This window comes from Actinoplanes sp. NPDC051513 (genome assembly GCF_044454685.1).
GTDB lineage: Bacteria > Actinomycetota > Actinomycetes > Mycobacteriales > Micromonosporaceae > Actinoplanes.
Genome location: NZ_JBITDW010000019.1, coordinates 47,513 through 65,528 on the forward strand (window position 1 = coordinate 47,513; position 18,016 = coordinate 65,528).

At 69.8% G+C, this 18,016-nt stretch carries 19 protein-coding genes; 8 read left to right on the forward strand and 11 right to left on the reverse strand.

What is annotated here, in order from left to right; translation table 11 throughout:
• Window positions 1-189: 189 nt before the first annotated feature.
• Together ACIA5D_RS38400 and ACIA5D_RS38405 are read left to right on the forward strand one after the other, a co-directional pair.
• The gene (locus ACIA5D_RS38400) at window positions 190-1,167 is read left to right on the forward strand and encodes a carbohydrate kinase family protein (RefSeq protein ID WP_396035405.1); all 978 of its coding nucleotides are present in this window, start codon (window positions 190-192) and stop codon (window positions 1,165-1,167) included.
• 3 nt (window positions 1,168-1,170) lie between these two features.
• Window positions 1,171-1,671, forward strand: coding sequence for an AAA family ATPase (locus tag ACIA5D_RS38405; RefSeq protein ID WP_396035406.1), 501 nt, complete (start codon window positions 1,171-1,173; stop codon window positions 1,669-1,671).
• Here the strand turns inward: ACIA5D_RS38405 and ACIA5D_RS38410 are convergent.
• Together ACIA5D_RS38410 and ACIA5D_RS38415 are read right to left on the reverse strand one after the other, a co-directional pair.
• Window positions 1,664-1,888, reverse strand: a complete 225-nt coding sequence (locus ACIA5D_RS38410) for a sulfurtransferase TusA family protein (protein WP_396035407.1) — start codon at window positions 1,886-1,888, stop codon at window positions 1,664-1,666. The two genes, ACIA5D_RS38405 and ACIA5D_RS38410, sit on opposite strands and share 8 nt — an antisense overlap.
• Complete coding sequence (locus tag ACIA5D_RS38415) at window positions 1,885-2,991, reverse strand: cysteine desulfurase family protein (protein WP_396035495.1); 1,107 nt, start codon at window positions 2,989-2,991, stop codon at window positions 1,885-1,887. The genes ACIA5D_RS38410 and ACIA5D_RS38415 overlap by 4 nt, the downstream gene beginning before the upstream one ends.
• A 287-nt stretch (window positions 2,992-3,278) precedes the next feature.
• Between ACIA5D_RS38415 and coxB the strand changes: the two genes are divergently transcribed.
• Both coxB and ACIA5D_RS38425 read left to right on the forward strand, forming a co-directional pair.
• Entirely contained in the window at window positions 3,279-4,133 is an 855-nt protein-coding gene (coxB, locus tag ACIA5D_RS38420; RefSeq protein ID WP_396035496.1) for a cytochrome c oxidase subunit II, read from the forward strand.
• Between the two features lie 10 nt (window positions 4,134-4,143).
• The gene (locus tag ACIA5D_RS38425; protein WP_396035408.1) at window positions 4,144-4,569 is read left to right on the forward strand and encodes a cytochrome c oxidase subunit 4; all 426 of its coding nucleotides are present in this window, start codon (window positions 4,144-4,146) and stop codon (window positions 4,567-4,569) included.
• Between the two features lie 62 nt (window positions 4,570-4,631).
• Here ACIA5D_RS38425 and ACIA5D_RS38430 read toward each other — a convergent pair whose 3' ends face one another.
• The 4 genes from ACIA5D_RS38430 to ACIA5D_RS38445 all read right to left on the reverse strand — a co-directional run bounded on the left by ACIA5D_RS38430 (window position 4,632) and on the right by ACIA5D_RS38445 (window position 7,541).
• On the reverse strand, window positions 4,632-4,844 hold the full coding sequence (locus ACIA5D_RS38430) for a hypothetical protein (protein ID WP_396035409.1): 213 nt from the start codon (window positions 4,842-4,844) through the stop codon (window positions 4,632-4,634).
• A 101-nt stretch (window positions 4,845-4,945) separates the two neighbouring features.
• Entirely contained in the window at window positions 4,946-6,004 is a 1,059-nt protein-coding gene (gene trpD / locus ACIA5D_RS38435) for an anthranilate phosphoribosyltransferase (protein ID WP_396035410.1), read from the reverse strand.
• 60 nt (window positions 6,005-6,064) lie between these two features.
• Window positions 6,065-6,514 (reverse strand): hypothetical protein, encoded by a 450-nt coding sequence (locus ACIA5D_RS38440; RefSeq protein WP_396035411.1) that lies wholly within the window; start codon window positions 6,512-6,514, stop codon window positions 6,065-6,067.
• Window positions 6,515-6,569: 55 nt separating this feature from the next.
• On the reverse strand, window positions 6,570-7,541 hold the full coding sequence (locus tag ACIA5D_RS38445) for a cytochrome c oxidase assembly protein (RefSeq protein WP_396035412.1): 972 nt from the start codon (window positions 7,539-7,541) through the stop codon (window positions 6,570-6,572).
• Window positions 7,542-7,650: 109 nt separating this feature from the next.
• Here ACIA5D_RS38445 and ACIA5D_RS38450 point away from each other — a divergent pair, with 109 nt between their 5' ends.
• From ACIA5D_RS38450 to ACIA5D_RS38465, 4 genes are read left to right on the forward strand one after another with little or no spacing between them, the layout of a single operon-like run.
• Window positions 7,651-8,250, forward strand: a complete 600-nt coding sequence (locus ACIA5D_RS38450) for a heme-copper oxidase subunit III (protein WP_396035413.1) — start codon at window positions 7,651-7,653, stop codon at window positions 8,248-8,250.
• Window positions 8,251-8,299: 49 nt separating this feature from the next.
• A complete protein-coding gene (locus ACIA5D_RS38455) occupies window positions 8,300-9,172 on the forward strand; it encodes a c-type cytochrome (protein ID WP_396035414.1) in 873 nt (290 codons plus the stop codon).
• Window positions 9,169-10,263 (forward strand): ubiquinol-cytochrome c reductase iron-sulfur subunit, encoded by a 1,095-nt coding sequence (locus ACIA5D_RS38460; protein ID WP_396035415.1) that lies wholly within the window; start codon window positions 9,169-9,171, stop codon window positions 10,261-10,263. Before ACIA5D_RS38455 ends, ACIA5D_RS38460 begins: the two co-directional genes overlap by 4 nt.
• The gene (locus tag ACIA5D_RS38465) at window positions 10,260-11,879 is read left to right on the forward strand and encodes a cytochrome bc complex cytochrome b subunit (RefSeq protein WP_396035416.1); all 1,620 of its coding nucleotides are present in this window, start codon (window positions 10,260-10,262) and stop codon (window positions 11,877-11,879) included. The genes ACIA5D_RS38460 and ACIA5D_RS38465 overlap by 4 nt, the downstream gene beginning before the upstream one ends.
• Window positions 11,880-12,537: 658 nt before the next feature.
• On the opposite strand, the gene ACIA5D_RS38470 is transcribed toward ACIA5D_RS38465, so the two are convergent.
• From ACIA5D_RS38470 to ACIA5D_RS38490, 5 genes are all read right to left on the reverse strand, one after another.
• Window positions 12,538-12,825: an Lrp/AsnC family transcriptional regulator gene (locus tag ACIA5D_RS38470; protein ID WP_396035417.1), complete on the reverse strand. Its 288-nt coding sequence runs from the start codon at window positions 12,823-12,825 to the stop codon at window positions 12,538-12,540.
• 74 nt (window positions 12,826-12,899) lie between these two features.
• Window positions 12,900-13,739 (reverse strand): NDP-sugar synthase, encoded by an 840-nt coding sequence (locus tag ACIA5D_RS38475; protein ID WP_396035418.1) that lies wholly within the window; start codon window positions 13,737-13,739, stop codon window positions 12,900-12,902.
• Complete coding sequence (locus ACIA5D_RS38480; protein ID WP_396035497.1) at window positions 13,736-14,212, reverse strand: NUDIX hydrolase; 477 nt, start codon at window positions 14,210-14,212, stop codon at window positions 13,736-13,738. The genes ACIA5D_RS38475 and ACIA5D_RS38480 overlap by 4 nt, the downstream gene beginning before the upstream one ends.
• A gap of 58 nt (window positions 14,213-14,270) precedes the next feature.
• Window positions 14,271-16,064 carry a RelA/SpoT family protein gene (locus ACIA5D_RS38485; protein WP_396035419.1) on the reverse strand — a complete coding sequence of 598 codons (1,794 nt, stop codon included), beginning with the start codon at window positions 16,062-16,064 and terminating at the stop codon, window positions 14,271-14,273.
• A gap of 108 nt (window positions 16,065-16,172) precedes the next feature.
• Entirely contained in the window at window positions 16,173-17,957 is a 1,785-nt protein-coding gene (locus ACIA5D_RS38490; protein WP_396035420.1) for a DEDD exonuclease domain-containing protein, read from the reverse strand.
• Window positions 17,958-18,016: the final 59 nt, after the last annotated feature.

The following is an 18,016-nucleotide window of genomic DNA, read 5'->3' on the forward strand; positions in this document are numbered from 1 at the left end:
CCTTGAGTCCAAGCGTGCCGCAAGTTAACCGTCTTGGTCTCCACCGCCCTGAATAATCCTCACCGATCGTCGACAAAGCGATACACCTGCGCAGGCCGTCCCGTTAACGGGGCGGCCTGCGTCGCGTAACGTGCCGGTAGGCTGCGAACGTAAGGCCGCCCCCTGTTTCCCAGACCCACGAGGGCCGACATGAAGATCGCCGTTACCGGCTCGATCGCGACCGACCATCTGATGCACTTCCCGGGCCGGTTCGCCGACCAGCTCATCGCCGACCAGCTGCACAAGGTCTCCCTCTCCTTCCTCGTGGACGACCTGGTGGTCCGCCGCGGCGGCGTGGCGAGCAACATCGCGTTCGGCATGGGCAAGCTCGGCCTCCGCCCGATCCTGGTGGGCGCGGTCGGCGCCGACTTCGCCGACTATCGGTCGTGGCTCGAGCGGCACGGGGTGGACTGCGGCTCGGTGCACGTCAGCGAGGTCGCGCACACGGCACGCTTCGTCTGCACCACCGACGACGACCTCAACCAGATCGCCTCGTTCTACGCGGGCGCGATGTCCGAGGCCCGCAACATCGAGCTCGCCCCGGTCGACGCCCGGGCCGGCGGCCTCGACCTGGTGCTGATCAGCGCGAACGACCCGGCCGCGATGATCCGCCACTCGCAGGAATGCCGCAGCCGCGGCTTCAAGTTCGCGGCCGACCCGTCGCAGCAGCTCGCCCGCATGGACGGCAGCGACGTGCTGACCCTGATCAGCGGCGCGGAATACCTGCTCACCAACGAGTACGAGCGCTCGCTGCTGGAGACCAAGGCCGGCCTCACCAGCGAGCAGGTCCTCGACCAGGTCAAGATCCGGGTGACCACGCTCGGCAAGGACGGCGTGGAGATCACCGGCCGCGGCATCGACCGCATCCACGTGCCGGTCGCCCGCGACGTCATCCCCGAAGACCCGACCGGCGTCGGCGACGGCTTCCGGGCCGGGTTCTTCGCGGCCGTCTCGTGGGGGCTGGGGCTCGAGCGGGCCGCCCAGGTGGGCTCCCTCGTGGCGGCGCTGGTCCTCGAGTCGGTCGGCCCGCAGGAGTACGACATCCGCACCGAGGACTTCGCGAAGCGGTTCGCCGACTCGTACGGTGACGAGGCCACCACCGAGATCAAGCAGTTCCTTCCGGCGTAGGCAATGGTCCTCGCCGTCTTCGCCGGGCTGCCCGGTGTCGGAAAGAGCACGCTGGCCGCGCGGGTGGCCGCCGAGCTGCCCGCGGCCGTGCTCGCCGTCGACACGGTGGATTTCACGTTGCAGCGGTACGAGGTCACCGAGCCGCGGCCGGGCTACGCCGCGTACGGGATCGTCGCCGCGCTGGCCGAGGTGCAGCTCGCCATCGGCCACCACGTGATCATCGACGCGGTCAACCCGGTGAAGGCGGCCCGCCAGCTGTGGATCGACCTCGCGGAGCGGCTGTCCGTGCCGCTGCGCGTGGTCGAGGTGGTGTGCGGCGACGACGCCGAGCACCGGCGCCGGGTCGAGGCGCGCTACGAGTCCCGCGACCACGACGGCATTCCCGATTGGGTGCGGGTCCTCGAACGGCAGAAGGAATACGAGCCGTACCTGGGGCCCCGCCTGGTCGTCGACACGTTCCTCGCGGCCGACCCGGTCGGGCCGGTCGTCGATTACCTCAGCTGAGCCTTCGCACCTCGAAGGCGTTCGCCTCCGGCGAGCCGAGGTACTCCTGCTCCTTCATCCGGCACCAGGCCGGGATGTCATTGGCGGCGGCCGGATCGTCGGCGAGCACCCGAACAACCTCACCAATCCTGACGTTTCGGATTTGTTTGGCCAAGGCGATCACGGGGAGCGGGCATTTCTGCCCGAGGCAGTCCAGGGTGAGAGGGCTCGCGCTCACATCCCCGCCTCTTTCCGGATATCTGCCACTATGCCGGGCAGTACGCCCAGGAAGCGGTCGACCTCCCCGGCTGACGTGCCGCGGTGCAGTGAGACCCGCACGTTGCCGTGGCTGAGCACGCCCATCGCCTCGAGCACGTGACTGGGCTTGAGCGTCGACGCCGTGCACGACGAGCCCGACGACACCGCGAAGCCCTGCCGGTCGAGCGCGTGCAGCAGCGCCTCGCCGTCGACATAGAGACAGGAGAAGGTCACCAGGTGCGGCAGCCGGTCATCCGGGTCGCCGACCACCTCGACGTCGGGCACGGCCGCGGCGACCCGCTCCCGGATGCGGTCGACCAGCGCGCTCAGCCGTACGGCCTCGGCCCGGGACTCGGCCAGCACGGCTCGCAGGCTCGCCGCCGCGGCCACGACCGCCGGCAGGTCGAGAGCGCCGGTCGCGCCGGGGCGATAAAGATCATCTTGCGGGTACGGTGAGATCCACCGCACACCTTTGCGGACGACGAGCACGCCCACGCCCGGCGGCCCGCCCCACTTGTGCGCGCTCGCGCTGAGCATCGACCAGCCCGGCGGCACCGGCGCGCGGCCGATCGACTGGGCCGCGTCCACGTAGAGCGGGACGCCCGCCTCGGCGCAGTATTCCGCGGCGGCGGCCACCGGCTGCACGGTTCCGGCCTCGTGACTCGCGCTGATCAGGGAGGCCAGGGCCACGCCGGGCCTCCCGACGGCGTCGTCCCAGGCAGCCAGGTCGAGGCGGCCCAGGCGGTCCACGCCGACCTCAATGCTCTGACCTTTGTGGGCGGCGTGCAGGACGGCCGAATGCTCGATGGCGGAGTGGACCAGCGTCTCGCCCTGGCGGCGGCGGCCGAGGAGTCCACCCAGCACGGCGGCCTGCGCGGCCTGTGTGCCCGAGGACCACAAGGACACCTCGTCCGGACGTACGCCCAAGGCATCGGCGAAGGCGGCCCGGGCCGCCTCACTCAGCTGTTGGGCCCGCCGGCTCGCGGAATAGAGCCGCGACGGGTCCGCCCAGCCGTCCGCCAGCGCCGCGACCAGCGCCTCGGCCGCCACCGGATGAAGTGGAACGGCGGTGGCCGCGTCCATGTAGGCCGCCGCTCCGGCGGGAACGCCCGTGTATTCCACCCTGCGAACGGTATCGTCCGAATGTCGGCCGGTTTCGGAGGCGTTGAAGATCCGACCCCCGGAACCGGACGGTAGGGCCAGGTCGAGTAATGTGCGACCGTCGGTGACGCCTTGCCGCCCGTGTCCGTTTTCGGGCGGGGCGACGCTGCTAAGGGAGGCAGAAGCAGGTGGGCGCAAAGAGTTCGGCCAGGCGGCCGCGAGCGGTGGTCCGGATCGCCGGTCTCACTCTCAGCGGCGCGGCGCTGCTGATGGTTCTCTCGGGTTGCTCGTTGCAGGACTTCGGGAGCGCGTTCGGCAACTTCGGCTGGCCCAGCAACGGCATCAGCCTGCAGGCGCACAAGATGTACGACCTGTGGATCGGCTCGGTCATCGCGGCGCTGGTCGTCGGCATCTTCGTGTGGGGCCTGATCTTCTGGTGCGTCATCCGGTACCGCAAGCGCGGCGACGAGCTGCCCGTGCAGACCCGGTTCAACATGCCCATGGAGGTCCTCTACACGGTCACGCCGATCCTCGTGGTGGCGGTGCTCTTCTACTACACCGCGATCGTGCAGACCGACGTGGACAAGCTGTCGAAGAACCCCGACCAGGTCGTCGAGGTCGTGGCGTTCAAGTGGCAGTGGCAGTTCAACTACCGCGACGGCATGGGCCAGGACGCCGGCACGGTCGCCTCGACCGTCGGCTCGGCCGACGTGATCCCGCTGCTCGTCCTCCCCACCGGCGAGAAGATCCGCTTCGAGGAGACCTCGAAGGACGTCATCCACTCCTTCTGGGTGCCCGAGCTGCTGTTCAAGCGTGACGTCTTCCCGGGCAACGTGCGCAACGTCTTCGAGGTGACCCTCGACAAGGAGGGCCGCTACGTCGGCCGGTGCGCCGAGCTCTGCGGCACGTACCACGCGTTCATGCAGTTCGAGCTGGTGGTGGTCTCCCCCGAGAAGTTCGATCAATACCTCGCCGCCCGGAAGAACGGCGCCACCACCCAGGAGGGCATGGCGGCGATCGGCTTCACCGGCAAGGAGTCGTACGCCGTGACCACCGAGCCGCTGAATACGCGTCGCCAGGCGAACGGCTGGAACCAGCACGACGCCGTGGCAGCGGGAAAGTAAGGGCAGCGACGTGAAGACCGAATACAAAATCTTCGCCGGTGTCGCCGGCTTCCTGTTCGCCGCGGCCACGCTCTACGGCTTCTGGACGCATGGCGAGAACGGCGAGGTCGAGTGGATCGGCCTGGTCGCGCTGATCCTGTCCGGACTGCTCTGCACGATGTGCGGCACGTTCTTCTGGTTCGTGTCGCGGCGCATCGACCTCCGCCCGGAAGACCGCGAGGACGGCGAGATCGCCGAGGGCGCCGGCGAGATCGGCTTCTTCAGCCCCGGCAGCTACTGGCCGTTCGGCATCGCCCTGGCCGCCTCGGTGGCCGGCTTGGGCCTGGTCTTCTGGATGTGGTGGCTGATCGCGGTCGGCCTGATCATGGTGATCGTCGCGGCCAGCGCGATGATCTTCGAGTACTACTCGGGAACCAGGCACACGGCCGAGCATTAGTTTGTGCTTTTGAGAAGGGGCCCCGGGCGGGGCCCCTTCTTTGTTTGTCAGGCTTTGCTTGTTCAGGCGGCGCGGCGCTGTTGGGGTGCTATGCGCTTGCGCGGGCTCTGCGGGGTCCACCAGAGGTGGACGACGATCGGGGCGATCACCTCGGCGGCGCCGCAGCGGGTGCAGACCAGCTCGGGACAGTCGTCGTCGTGGCCGTCGGCGCAGGGTGGCGCCTCGAACATCATGTCGCCGTCGCAGATGACGCAGCGCAGCTCTCGTTCGGACACGGGTGGCTCCTTGGGGTCGGAATTACCCGAATTCCATTCAGACGCTGCCACGGAAATCCGGCATCACATCGCATTACGGCGGCGTGTCCGGGTTCTTTTCGCTATTCGGCGGCTTTCGCGGCCTGCGCCGACTCGACCCAGCGGGCCAGGAGCGCCGTAGCGGCCCCCGAGTCGATCGTCTCCTGGGCCCGGGCTATTCCGGCCCGCAGCGTGTCTCTGAAGTCGCCGGGGAAGCCGCTGTGTGCGGCGAAGGCGGCGGCCACGTTCACCACCACGGCGTCGCGCACCGGACCGGGCTCGCCGGCGAACACCCGATGAGCCACGTCGGCGTTGAACGCCGCGTTGTCGCCGCGCAGGTCGGCCGGCCGGCTGCGGGGCAGGCCGAGTTCTTCCGCGTCCACCACGAGCTCCTCGACGGCGCCGTCACGGGCCATCCAGAGGCGGGTCGGCGCGGCGGTGGTGAACTCGTCCAGGCCGTCCTCGCCGCGCACCACGAGCGCCGAGTCGCCGCGGCGGGCGAACACGGCCGCCATCACCGGCGCCATCCGCGAGTCGAAGCAGCCCACCATGGCCGCGGTCGGCCGGGCCGGGTTGGTCAGCGGGCCCAGCACGTTGAAGAACGTGGGCACGCCCAGCTCGCGCCGGGTGACCGCGGCGTGCCGCATGCCGGGGTGGTAGCGGGCCGCGAAGCAGAAGCCGATCCCCGCCTCGGAGACCGTCTGTGCCACGCCGCCGGGGCCGAGGTCGAGCGGAATGCCGAAGTGCTCGAGCAGGTCGGCCGTGCCGGTCGTGGAGGAGGCCGAGCGGTTGCCGTGCTTGACGACGGTCACTCCCGCGGCGGCCGTGATGATCGCGGCCATCGTGGAGATGTTCACCGTGTTGGCCCGGTCGCCGCCGGTCCCGACGATGTCGACCGCGTCGGTGCGCACCTTTTCCGGCAGCTCGACCAGGGTGGCGTTGGCCAGCATGGCCTCCACCAGGCCGGCCAGCTCGGCCGGCGTCTCGCCCTTGGCGCGCAGCGCCATCGCGAACCCGGCGATCTGCACCGGCGTGGCGTTGCCCGCCATGATCTCGCCCATCGCCCAGGCGGTGTCGGCGGTCTCCAGCTCCTCGCCGCGAAGCAGGGCGCTCGTCAGGTTCGGCCAGGTCCGTGCGCCCATGGCGGGGCCCTCCGGGGGATTTGGTGTGGAAGCGTTCTCAGCCGAGGTGGGCAGGCGCCTTTATCCCAGGTGGCCCATCGTGCCCAGCGGGATGGCGCCGGCGCGGCGGGCGCGCAGCATCGCGGCGACCGTCTGGCCCGTGGTGACCGGGTCGAGCGGGTAAGTCAGGGCCTGGTCGACCTGCGCGTACGCCGCGAGCCAGCGGTCGGCCGCCCGGGCCAGCACCACGCAGACCGGCGGGGGAGTGGCGTACTCGTCCTTGGTCTGGCGGGCGATGCCGAGGCCGCCGGCGGGGGCCGCTTCGCCGTCGAGCACCATCAGGTCGATCTCGTACGTGTCGAGGAGGATGCGACATTCCTCCCAGGTGGAGGCGTCGACGAACTCGACGGCGAGGTCGGCGGCGGGGCGCGTGCCGATCGCCAGCCGGATCCTGTCCCGGACCGCGATGTCGTCGCTGTACAGCAGGACCGTGTACACGTCCGGCTGCGGAGTCGCCTGTGCGTCGCTCATGAATGTAGCCCCGGTTCGCGTCGTCGTAGGTGCTGCCTGATCGTACCGAACGTGATTACCCGACGTCCGGCGGGTTTGTGATCTTGATCGCCGCGCCGGACGCCCTCGCTGCGGCGCGCGCCTCCTCGGCCTCCTGCCGGTCGAGCGCGCGGTCGATCCGGCGAGCCTCCCGTTCGGACTGCTTGATCCACTGCATCACCAGGATGCCGAGCATCGTGACGCTGACGATCTCGCCGCCGGCCCAGAGGATGCCACCGGCCGTGACCTGGTCGGTCCACGGGTTCGACCAGGTCAGGTGCAGGTTGGGGTAGTAGTCGCCGGCCAGCAGCGTCTTGCTCTGCATGATGGTCAGGCCGAGCACTGTGTGGAACGGCACGGACAGCACCATCAGCAGCGCGCGGGCCGGGTAGGGCCAGCGGTTGGGCAGCGGGTCGAGCCCGAGCAGCGGCCAGAAGAACAGGCAGCCGGTGACGATGAAGTGCACGTGGACGAGCTCGTGCAGCCAGGCGTGCTCGAGGGTCTGCCGGTACAGGCCGGTGAAGTAGAGCACGAACGGGTTCGCCACAAAGATGCCGAACGCGACCAGGGGAAACGTCAGAACTCGCGCGACCCGGCTGTGTATCGCGCTCAGCAGCGTCTTGCGGCTCGTGCCGTGCAGGGTGCGCAGGGCCAGCGTCACCGGCGCGCCGAGCGCCAGGAAGATCGGTCCGACCATGGACAGGACCATGTGCTGGACCATGTGCACGGAGAGCAACGTGTCGTCGTACGCCTCGACGCCGCTCACCGTGACCGCCGCGATCGAACCGAGTCCACCGACGACGAACGCCACCGCGCGCCCGACCGGCCACTGGTCGCCGCGAAGTCTGAGCTTGTAGACGCCGTAGCCGTAGAGTGCGGCCGCCACCAGCAGGAACAGCGCGACCACGCTGGTCAGGTGGATCTCGGTGAAGATCGACGCCGCGGTGAACGGCGGAAGGACAGTATCCCCGCCCGCGGCCAACCATGTAGGCGTTTCGACTAGCTGCACCACTCGAGGCTAGGCCTAGCCCGTCCGTGCACGTTACTCCGGGCCACGACACATGCCGGATTCCGCCCCCCGCGGCACGTTGGACTGATCGCGGGGCAATAATGGGCCCGTGACAGCGGCCTCAGCCATCGACAAGAGCCGGATCCACTCGCTGACCCGACCCAACATGGTCAGCGTCGGGACGATCGTGTGGCTCTCCAGCGAACTCATGTTCTTCGCGGCGTTGTTCGCCATGTACTTCGCGATCCGAGCGGCGGACTACAGCCTGTGGGAAGAGCACACGCCAGAGCTCAAGATCCCGTATGCGACCACCTTCACGGTGATCCTGGTGCTCTCCTCGGTCACCTGCCAGCTCGGCGTGTTCGCGGCGGAGAAGGGCGATGTGTTCGCGCTGCGGCGCTGGTTCACGATCACCTTCGTGATGGGCTTGATCTTCGTGCTCGGTCAGGCGAACGAGTACCGCAATCTCGTCCACGAGGGCATCGCGCTGAACAAGGACGGCTTCGGCTCGATGTTCTACCTGACGACCGGCTTCCACGGCCTGCACGTCACGGGTGGTCTGATCGCCTTCATCGTCTACATGATCCGTACGACCATGGGCCGGTTCACTCCCGCCCAGGCGACGTCGGCGATCGTCGTGTCGTACTACTGGCACTTCGTGGACATCGTGTGGATCGCGCTGTACGCCATGATCTATTGGCTTCAGTGACCCGCCACCGTCCATGAGCTTCAGGTCGAAAACCAGAGGGACACAGCTGATGACTTCAGGATCCCCCGCCGGGCGGCGGCCCCCGTTCAGGAGGCTTGGCCGGGGCGTGTTCACCCGGCGGCGCGGCGTGCCGAGCCGGGCGCGCCGGCGTCTAGGCGCGGCGGTGCGCATGCTCGCCGCGCTCGCGCTCGCCGGCGGCGTGTACACCGCGTTCGCTCCCGGCGCCTTCGCCGAGGACAACGTGCCGCTCTCCGCAACCGCGCAAGAGGGCAAGCAGCTGTTCGACAACAGCTGCATCACTTGCCACGGGCGCGACGCGCAGGGCGTGGTGGGTCGTGGTCCGAGCCTGATCGGCGCCGGGTCGGCCGCGGTGGAGTTCCAGGTGGGCACCGGCCGCATGCCGATGACCCGCCAGGAGGCGCAGGCCGAGGAGAAGAAGCCGGCGTTCGACAAGACGCAGACCAAGCAACTGGGTCAGTACATCCAGGAGCTCGGTGGGGGCCCCGAGCTGCCGGCCGACGGCAAGTTCACCGAGGATCTCAACGAGAACCCCGAGGCGCTCGCCCGCGGCGGTGCTCTGTTCCGCGTCAACTGCACCTCCTGCCACGGCTACGGCGGCGGCGGCGGCGCGCTGTCCTCGGGCAAGTACGCGCCGAGCCTGCACGACGTCAGCCCCGAGCACCTGTACGCGGCCATGCTGACCGGTCCGCAGAACATGCCGGTGTTCGGCGACAATGAGCTCACGCCGCAGGAGAAGCGCGAGATCATCACGTACGTCACGGTCCAGCTCCAGGAAGACCGGGACCCGGGCGGCCTGTTCAACCTCGGCCGCTACGGCCCGGTCACCGAGGGTCTTGCGATCTTCGGGGTGGGCATCACGATCCTGGTCTTCACGGCGCTGTGGATTGCGGGGAAGTCATGACGACTGTGCACGACGAGCAGGAAGCGGTCGACGTCACCGACCCGCGCCTGACCCGGTTCGAGATCGTCAAGGAAGGCGCCCGGCGCGACGAGATCGAGATAGTCACGTACGAGTCGCAGTTCCACGGGACCGACTCCAAGGCCGAGAAGCGCGTCGTCCGCAACATCGCCCTGCTGTTCTTCATCGCCGGTGTCGCCGGCCTGGCCTTCCTGGTCTTCTACATCTGGTGGCCGTGGGAGTTCGAGCTCGGCGACACGAGGAGCGACTTCTACACGCCGCTACTCGGCATCACATTGGCGGTCTCGCTGTTCGGCGTGGGCTTCGGCATCCTCGCCTGGGCCAAGAAGCTGCTGCCGCACGAGGTGTCGATCCAGAAGCGGCACGACGGTGGCTCGCCGACCCAGGAGCAGATCATCACCGGCCAGACGATGCTGTTCGTGGCCGACGAGCTCGGCCAGGGCGTCCAGCGCCGGCCGCTGCTCAAGGGCGCGATCGCCATCGGCCTCGCGCCGATCGGCCTGGCCGTCGCGGCGCCGCTCATCGGCGGGTTGATCGAGAACCCGCACAAGGACGACCCGCCGATGATGTTCTCGACGGGCTTCAACAAGGCGTTCAACAACGGCGAGCTGGTTCGGCTGACTCGCGACGACGGCACGCCGATCCGTCCCGAGGACGTCAGCACGGGCGGTCAGATGACGGTCTTCCCCGGCATCCCCGGCGGCGCCACCAACGAGTGGGCCGACTCGCCGACCCTGCTGATCCACCTGCGGCCCGACGACGCCGAGCTCGCTCGCGCGAACGCCGACGCCGACTCCCGCAACAAGGGCTCGATGTGGGGTGACTACGTCGCGTACTCGAAGATCTGCACGCACGCGGGTTGCCCGGCCAGCCTGTACGAGCAGCAGACCAACCGTCTGCTCTGCCCGTGCCACCAGTCGCAGTTCATGATCACCCGTAACGCGCAGCCGATTTTCGGCCCTGCGACTCGGCGACTGCCCATGTTGCCGCTTACCGTGGACGACGAAGGTTTCTTCATCGCGGTACGTGACTTCAATGACACCGTCGGACCCGATTTCTGGGAGCGGCCATGAAACGCCGGAAAGTCGACCTCGCGCAGGTTCCTGGCAACCTCGCGAAGGGCGTTGACGAGCGCTACCAGGCGGCCACCCCGCTGCGGGGGCTGCTCAACAAGGTTTTCCCTGACCACTGGTCGTTCCTGCTCGGTGAGATCGCGCTCTTCTCGTTCATCATCCTGTTGCTCACCGGCACATTCCTGACCCTCTTCTTCGATCCGTCGATGAAGGAGGTCGCCTACCAGGGCGCCTATCCCGCCCTGCGCGGCGTCGAGATGTCGGCGGCGTACGAGTCGACGCTGCGCCTCTCCTTCGAGGTGCGCGGCGGCCTGTTCCTGCGGCAGATGCACCACTGGGCGGCGCTGCTGTTCGTGGCAGCGATCGTCGTGCATATGGCGCGTATCTTCTTCACCGGCGCATTCCGGAAGCCGCGCGAGGCCAACTGGGCGATCGGCATCCTGCTGTTCCTGCTCGGCTTCCTGGCCGGCTTCAGCGGCTACTCGCTTCCGGACGACGGCCTCTCCGGCACGGGACTGCGCATCGCCTCGGCGATCATGCTGTCCATCCCGGTGGCCGGCACCTGGCTCTCCGCCTCGATCTTCGGCGGCGAGTTCCCGGGCGAGCTGATCATCGGCCGGTTCTACATCCTCCACGTGCTGCTGATCCCGGCCGGCCTGCTCGCGCTGATCAGCATCCACCTGGCGCTGGTGTTCAAGCAGAAGCACACCCAGTGGCCCGGCCCGATGCGCACCAACACCAACGTGGTCGGCGAGCGCATGTTCCCGCGGTACGCGCTCAAGCAGGGCGGCTTCTTCATGGCCGTCTTCGGCGTCGTGGCGCTGATGGCGGGCGTCTTCCAGATCAACCCGATCTGGCTGTTCGGCCCGTACCGCGCGTCCGAGGTGTCCTCGGCGTCGCAGCCCGACTGGTACGTCATGTTCATGGACGGCCTGGTCCGCCTCATGCCGAACTGGCAGATCTACATCCCGATCGGGGACGGCTACAGCATTCCGCCGCTGTTCTGGCCCGCGGTGGTCGGCCTCGGCGCGCTCACGACGGTCCCGATGTTCTATCCCCAGATCGAGGCCCGGCGCACCAAGGACAAGTCGATCCACAACCTGCTCCAGCGCCCGCGCGACAATCCCGAGCGCACCGGCATCGGCGCGATGGCCTTCACGTTCTTCCTGGTGGCGACGCTCTCCGGCGGCAACGACGTGATCGCCGACAAGTTCCACATCAGCCTGAACGCGATGACCTGGGCCGGCCGCATCGGCTTGCTCATCGGTCCGCCGCTGGCGTACTTCCTGGCAGTCCGCATCTGCCTGGGCCTCCAGCAGCACGACCGCGAGGTGCTGGCACACGGCGTGGAGACCGGCATCATCCGCCGCCTCCCGAACGGCCAGTTCATCGAGGTCCACCAGCCGCTCGGCCCGGTCGACGACCACGGCCACCCGATCCCGCTCGAGTACGGCGGCTGGGTGGTCCCGAAGAAGATGAACCGGGTGGGCGCCCTGGCCCCCGCCATCAAGGGCTTCTTCTTCCCGGTCGAGAAGCCGGCCGAGGCCCCGGTCTCCCCGGGCATGCCGCCGGTGACCAGCACGGACGAGCGCGAGGAAATCACCTCGGGCCGCTGAGCCGGAGCAACGAGCAACCACAGCAACGAGCAAGGGGTCCGCTTCGGCGGGCCCCTTCGCTTTGCACCCTCGCGCCTTGCTGTGCGTCCGCGCGCCCCAATTTGCCCCGCCAGCCTTGATGAATTGCCGTGCGCGACGCACTGCATTTCCCCAACTTGCCGCGGCCTGCCGGGCCGCGCTGTGCCTGCCGGGCCGCGCTGGGCCTGCCGGGCCGCGCTGGGCCTGCCGGGCCGCGCTGGGCCTGCCGGGCCGCGCTGGGCCTGCCGGGCCGCGCTGCGTCTGCCGGGCCGCGCTGGGCCTGCCGGGCCGCGCTGCGTCTGCCGGGCCGCGCTGCGTCTGCCGGGCCGCGCTGCGTCTGCCGGGCCGCGCTGCGTCTGCCGGGCCGCGCTGGGCCTGCCGGGCCGCGCTGGGCCTGCCGGGCCGCGCTGGGCCTGCCGGGCCGCGCTGCGGCCTTGTGTTGCTGTCGGCTGTGTTCCGGGGCAGGCGCTGCGGTCTTGATGAATTGGTGGGTGGTGAGCGCGGCGACTCATCAGCGCGCTGGTGGCTGCCGCGGGCGGGCCTGGGCCGGGACAGCCCGGCGGCCGCGGGCGGAGGGTGAGTGGCTACGGCGCCGGGCGCTGCGGTGGGTGCTTGGGAAAACTCGTACGATATATGGCTTTTAGTCGGCGTCGGGGAGGCCGATGGCGAAAGCGTCCTCGAGATCGTGCTTCGAGTAGGCGCGGAAGGCGATGTGCGACTCGGTGTTGAGGACGCCGGGGGTCTTGGAGATCTTGCCGGCGATGACCTCGGCGATGTTGTCGAAGTGGGGGACGCGGACGATGGCGATCAGGTCGACGTTGCCGGCCACCGAGTAGACCTCGCTCACGCCGTCGAGCGCCGCGAGGGCCTCGGCTACCTCGGGGATCGAGTCGGTGGCGCAGTCGATGTGCACGATCGCGGTGTTCACCTGGGGCTCCTCGGCGGTGAGAGCGGACGGGGCGGTGCGAGCGGACGGGTCGCGACCATGCTATCGGCGCTGCGTCAGCGCCGGCGCGGGATGTGGACGGTGAGGCCGCGAGGGGCGCGGATGGCGTCCGCCAGGAGCTCGCCGGGCTCGATGAGAGCGTTCGGCCAGACGACGGCTCGGGTGGCGCCGCCGAGGACGCGGGCGTGCGAGCCGATCACGGCCTCGGAGACGGGCCCGATGATCTCGGCGGTGGGGTCGATCAGGGTACGGCCGTTCGCGGCGTGCAGATTGGCTCTCAAGTAGTCGGCGGGGGTGCCGGTGTCAATGTAGACGCCCTCGAAGTCGATCAGCTCGAGCTCGCCGGCGGCCTCGGCGGGGCGCCACGCGTTGCGTACGAGATCGCCGTGCCCTTCGGGGAGGTTGCGGACGTAGCGCCAGGGGAGCAGCGAGAAACCGGCGAATCTGTGGTTCGAGAAGCCGCCGGTCTGGCCGGGCGGGAGCGGCTGGGTCAGCATGCGGACCGTCTCGCCGGACCAGCCGTCCAGAATGGCGGCGATGTCCTTGCCGGGGTCGCGGGCCGGGTCGGCCAGGTAGCCGTCGGCGTTGCCGATGAGGACGCCGCGGCCGTCGATCCAGGACCGGAGGCGGGCCACGCCGCCGGAGGTGCCGAGCGGGCCGTCGGGCTCGACGGAGACGTGCGCACGGTCGCCGACGTGGCCGACTATCTGGTCGGCCAGGTAGGCGGCGTTCACCGCGACCTCGGTCAGACCCAGGCCGTGTATGCGGGCGAGGGCGCGGTCGAGCAGCGGGATGTTGCCGACCGGGCAGAGGGCCTTGGGGATCAGCTCGGTGAGGGGGCGCAGGCGCTGACCCTCGCCGGCCGCCAGGACGAGCCCGCAGACCGCCGGACTCATCTTGCCTCGGGACCCAACCCGTAGCGGCCCAGGACCAGGGCGGTGTTGGCGCTCAGCCGGGGGAGGTCGTCGAGCGGGAACCAGCGGGCCTCGAGGACCTCGGCGCCGTCGACCACCAGCGCCGTCGTGGAGGCGGGCACCGAGGCGAAGAACACCGTGTCGACCACGCCGACCACGTGGACGATCGCGTTGGGCGAGCCGGCGGTCATGTCGTCGGGGTGAACGCGCACGCCGGTCTCCTCGAAGAGCTCGCGGGCCGCGCCGGCGACGGGCTGCTCCCGCTTCTTGAGCAGGCCGGCCGGCAGGCCCCAGCCGCCGCGGTGGGGCTGACGCAGGAGAAGGAGCCGCCCGGCGCCGGGGGCCTCCGAGTCGCGCACGATCGTGACCGCGCCCACCAGGTACTTCGGCGCGACTATGCGGGCGAGCATCCGCCGGACGGGCAGCGGCATTCGATAGAAGGTGATGTACGCCATGCCGCGCACTCGCCGAGGGAGACTCACATCAGCAAGGCTAGCCGTGCGGACTGTGGGCTCAGTCGGGGTGGTCGACAAGCGCGATGAGCTGCTCGACGACCGCGTCGGGCTCGAGGTTGCGCTCGCACACGGCGACCAGCATCGTCTCGAGGTCGGGATATCCCAGTTCCTCGGCCAGCCGGCGCAGCGGCACCTCGCTGGCCAGCCCCCGGTCGTGCTTGCGCAGGGTGAGCCCGATCGTCGCCCGCCCGAGCCGCACCTTGTCGGCGATGCTCATGCCGGGCTCGTACTTGTCGTCGAAGTAGCGGTTGATCTGCAGCTGCGCCTGGCTGGACTTGACGAAGCCGAGCCATTCCTTGCGGGGGCCGCGCGGCGCGTTGGGCTCGGCCTCGACGTGGCCGTCGGTCTCGGAGAAGATCTCGACGACGTCGCCGTCGCGTAGCGGCGAGCTCAGCGGGGCGAGGCGGCCGTTGATCGTGGCGGCGAGGCACTGGTCGCCGGTCTCGGTGCCGAGCTCGTAGGCCAGGTCGACCGGGGTCGAGCCGCTCGGCAGCTCGAACGCCTGCCCGTGGGCGAAGATCGTGATCTGGCCCTCGGACAGGTCGCAGCGCAGCGAGGCGAGGAACTGGGCGGCGTCGGTGGCGTCCTGCTGCCAGTCGAGCACCCGCTTGAGCCAGGAGAGCTGGTCGGCGCCGGACGGGTCGCTGGTATCGGCTTCCTTGGGGTAGCGGTAGCTGGTGGCGACGCCGTACTCGCTGAACCGGTGCATCGTCTCGGTGCGGATCAGCACCTCGACCAGGCGGCCGTCGGGGCCGGTCACGGTGGTGTGCAGCGAGCGGTAGAGGTTGTTCTTCGGGGAGGCGATGAAGTCTTTGAAACGGCCGGCCACCGGGCGCCACTGGCCGTGGATCGCGCCGAGCGCGGCGTAACAGTCGGTGGGCGGGCCGTCGACGATCACCGCGATGCGAGGCAGATCGAACGGGACCGGATGGCCGCCGGCGACCGTGTCCTTCCAGATCGAGTAGTAGTGCCGGGGGCGGACCCTGACCTCGGCGGACACTCGCTGGCGGCGGAGGGCCGTGCGGGCCTTCGCCGATACGTCGCCGAGATATTCGTTCCAGCCGGGGCGGTTGCGCACATGCTCGTCGATGCGGGCGTAGGACTCGGGCTCGAGGTGGTAGAGCACCACGTCGTCGAGGTCGCGCTTGAGGGCCTGGATGCCGAGCCGGTCGCAGAGGGGCACGAGCACGTCGAGGGTCGCGGTGGCGATGCGGGCGCGGCTCGCGGGGGAACGGGCATCGAGCGTACGCATGTTGTGCAGCCGGTCGGCGAGCTTGATCACCAGGACCCGGACGTCTTTGCCGGCCGCGACGATCATCTTGCGGATGGTCTCGCCCTCGGCGGCCTTGCCGTAGAACGCCTTGTCGAACTTGGTCACGCCGTCGACGAGGTGGGTCACCTCGGGGCCGAAGTCGCTGTGCAGCGCCTCGAGCGTGTAGCTCGTGTCTTCCACCGTGTCGTGCAGCAGGGCCGCGACCAGGGTCGTCGTGTCCATGCCCAGCTCGGCGCAGATCTGGGCGACCGCGAGCGGGTGCGTGATGTACGGGTCGCCGGACTTGCGCATCTGCCCGCGGTGCATGTTCTCGGCGATCGCGTAGCCGCGGCGCAGGACGCCGGAGTCGGCCGAGGGGTGGATGCCGCGGTGGGTCTTGGTCAGCTTGACGACGGGGTCGTCGTCGTTGCCGGGAAAGCTCAGGAACGAGCGAAGCTTCGCGGTTATGGAACTGTCGGCGGGCGCTTGCGTGGGGAGGGCACGTCCAAGGGCGGCGCCGTGGCCGGCGTCGACGTCCACTGGACACCCCCTCACCGCTCGGTCGCCCGGTACCCGTCGGTCCCGCGGCGAGCCGCCTGGCAAATCGGCGTGAACTCACCCGAACCAACTCCGGGTAATCCACTTGCCTTACAGCCTAAGCGAGCGAGCGTCATCCGAACGGTCAGTTACGGATGAGCGAACGGCCGAGTCTTTGCCCGATGCTGCGGCTTCTGCCCGGTTGAGCAGGGCGGTGAAGCGCGCCGCGCCACGAACCGGTGACACCCAGTCGCCGGAGGTTTCCACCAACCGGGTGTCGGGCCGCTCGAGCCAGGCGAGGATCCGCTCGGTCTCCTCGGCGGTCGCGGCGGGGACCGGGCCCGGTCCGGGTAGGACCGTCTCGGCGGTCATCCGGACCGCGTCGAGCGTGGGGCGGGGGTGCTCGCGGGGCGGGGAAGTGGCCGCGGCGGCGAGCCGGCCGCGCCGGACCACGATGATCTCCCACCCGCCGATGGTGTCGCGGCGGGCGGCGACCACCTCGGTGAGCCGGGTGAGGGCGGCGAGCCGTTGCATGCGGACCGTGGCCCGGAGCAGGGCGATCATGCGGGAGCGCAGGACCGCGGCCTCCTCGTAGCGCTGGTGCTCGGAGAGGGCCTCGATGCGGCCCATGAGCGCGGCGACCACGATCTCGGGGTCGCCGTGGATGGCCGTGCGGAACGGGAGGGCCGCGGTCGACGCGTACGCCTCCGGGGTGATCTTGTGTTCGCAGGGCGCCGGGCATTTGCCGAGCTCGGCCAGCGCGCACGCGGGCATGGGGGTGCGGATCGAGAGGGTGTGGCCGCACTGGCGCAGCGGGAGCGCGTCGTAGACACCAGCGGCGGCCAGTTCGGCCGTGCGGCGCGAGGAGAACGGGCCCAGGTAGGCCGCGTTGTCGTCGGCCAGCTTGCGCACCACGGACAAGCGCGGATAGGCCTCGTCGGTGAGCTTGAGCCAGACCACCCGCTCGGGGTACTTGGACCTGCGGTTGTACGGCGGCGAGTGGGCCGCGATCAGCCGCAGCTCGCGGACCTCGGCCTCGAGCGAGTGCGCGCACTCGACCGCCTCGACCCGGGTGGCGGCGCCGAGCATCTCGGAGATGCGCGCCCGCTTCTCACTGGCGGTGAAGTAGCTGCGGACGCGGGTGGCGATGTCTTTCGAGGTGCCGACGTAGAGCGGGCGGTCGTCGGCGGCCCGGAAGACGTAGACCCCGGGCACGTGCGGCAGTCCCTCGGCGAGGTGGCGCTGGCGGCGCTGGGTGGGGGTGACCGCCTTGGCGAACTCGATGGCGTCGCCCAGCGTGTGCACCTTGAAGCTGCCCAGCCTCTCGATCAGGCCGTGCAGCACATCGACGGTGGCCCGGGCGTCGTCGAGCGCGCGGTGGGTGGGCTGGACCGCGGCGTGGAAGAAGTGGGCGAGCGTGGCGAGCTTGCGGTTGGGCACCTCGTCGCGGGTGAGCGCGCGGCGGGCCACCGCGGCGGTGTCGAGGACCCGGGGGTTGGGCCACAGGTAGCCGTGCCGGGCGCACGCGGCCTTGAGGAAGCCCACGTCGTACGGCGCGTTGTGGGCGACCAGGACCGCGTCGCGGAGGAACTCGAGGAGGCTGGGCAGCACCGCCTCGATCGGCGGGGCCGGCGCCAGCATGGCGTCGGTGATGCCGGTCAGGACCGTGATGAACGCCGGGATGCGCTCGCCCGGGTTGACCAGGGTCGCGAAGACGCCCTGCTCCTCGCCGCCGCGGACCTTGACGGCGCCGATCTCGGTGACGCCGGCGCCGTCGGCCGCGCCGCCGGTCGTCTCGAGGTCGAGCACCACGAACGTGGTCTCGGCCAGGGAGAGCGCCGCCGGGTCGGTGAGCAGCGTGTCCAGAGTGCCCTGGACATATGCGGGTTGTGCCACGGCGGGGAGATTAGAGCGGGGGTACGACAAGAACTGGGCGCCGTGGATAAAAGATCACT